We start from the raw sequence: 440 nt of genomic DNA, 5'->3' as shown, positions 1-440 counted from the left end.
GTGCGCGACGCGACCGATGCCGACCTCGAGGCGATCCACGCGATCTATGCGCATCACGTTCACCACAGCGTCGCGTCGTTCGAGGAAACGCCGCCCGACGTCGCCGAATTGCGCGCACGCCGCGACGCGGTGCTGAACCACGGGCTGCCGTATCTCGTCGCCGAATGCGACGGCCGCGTGGCCGGCTACGCGTACGCGACGCCGTACCGCACGCGCAGCGCGTACCGCTTCGCGATCGAGGATTCGATCTACATCGACGACGCGCAGCGCGGCCGCGGAATCGGCCGCGCGTTGCTCGCCGCGCTGATCGCGCGCTGCGAAGACGGCCCGTGGCGGCAGATGATCGCGGTGATCGCCGACGGCGGCACCGGCGGCTCGACGTCGCTGCATCGCGCGTTCGGCTTCGAACCGGCCGGCCAGCTGAAAGCGGTCGGCTTCAA

1 protein-coding gene is annotated in these 440 nt (G+C 70.5%); it reads left to right on the top strand.

Annotation, left to right across the window (positions count from 1 at the left end; genetic code table 11):
* Positions 1-440 (top strand): N-acetyltransferase family protein (locus tag RAD15_RS43915; protein ID WP_458184879.1); only part of this gene is annotated, 440 nt, incomplete at both ends.

The organism is Bradyrhizobium sp. 14AA, assembly GCF_054185205.1.
Note: the sequence above shows the minus strand (reverse complement) of the source record. Positions and strands in the feature narration are given on the sequence as shown.